The organism is Burkholderia sp. BCC1638 (genome assembly GCF_902833195.1).
GTDB lineage: Bacteria > Pseudomonadota > Gammaproteobacteria > Burkholderiales > Burkholderiaceae > Burkholderia > Burkholderia diffusa.
In genome coordinates, this window is sequence record NZ_CADFEC010000083.1 from 1 (window position 1) to 1,008 (window position 1,008).

The 1,008-nt window shown below is 66.6% G+C and carries 1 protein-coding gene; it reads left to right on the forward strand.

Features of this window, described 5'->3' with window-relative positions:
* A partial coding sequence (gene tcuC, locus HWX22_RS31255) for a tricarballylate/proton symporter TcuC (protein ID WP_175916993.1) occupies positions 1-1,008 on the forward strand: 1,008 nt, incomplete at both ends.

The window sequence follows — 1,008 nt, forward strand, 5'->3', positions numbered from 1 at the left end:
GCGACACACACCTCCGTCCAGTCGGAATCGAAGGTCAAGACCGTCTTCCGCGTGGTCAGCGGCAACTTCCTGGAAATGTACGACTTCATGGTCTACGGCTATTACGCCTCGGCCATCGCCAAGACTTATTTTCCGAGCGGCGACGCGTTCGCCTCGCTGATGCTGGCGCTGTCGGTGTTCGGCGCGGGCTTCCTGATCCGGCCGGTCGGCGCGATCGTGCTGGGCGCCTACATCGACCATCACGGCCGCCGCAAGGGCCTTATCCTGACTCTGGGCCTGATGGCGCTCGGCACGCTGGCGGTGGCCACCGTGCCTGGCTACAGCACCATCGGCATGCTCGCGCCGATCCTGGTGCTGCTCGGACGCCTGCTGCAGGGTTTCTCGGCCGGGGTCGAGCTGGGCGGCGTGTCGGTCTACCTGTCCGAGATCGCCACCAAGGGCAACCGCGGCTTCTACTGCTCCTGGCAGTCGGCCAGCCAGCAGGTGGCGGTGGTGTTCGCGGCCTCGCTCGGCGTGCTGCTGAACTCGGTGGTGCCGGCCCAGGAGATGACCAGCAGGGGCTGGCGCGTGCCCTTCGTGATCGGCTGCCTGATCGTGCCGTTCCTGTTCTACATCCGCCGCACCCTGCAGGAATCCGACGAGTTCGTGGCGCGCAAGCACCATCCGGGCATCGGCGAGATCACCCGCGCGATCTTCGCCAACTTCGGGCTGATCCTCGCCGGCATGGGCCTGGTGATCATGACCACCACCTCGTTCTACCTGATCACCGCCTACACGCCGACCTTCGGCAAGGTGGTGCTGAAGATGTCCTCGTTCGACGCGCTGCTGGTGACGGCCTGCGTGGGCATCTCGAACTTCGTCTGGCTGCCGATCTCGGGCGCCGTGTCGGACCGCTTCGGCCGCCGCCCGGTGATGCTCGCCTTCACGCTGCTGACCGTGTTCACCGCCTATCCGGCCATGCAGTGGCTGGTGGCCGGCCCCTCGTTCGGCAAGCTCCTGGCCGTCGCG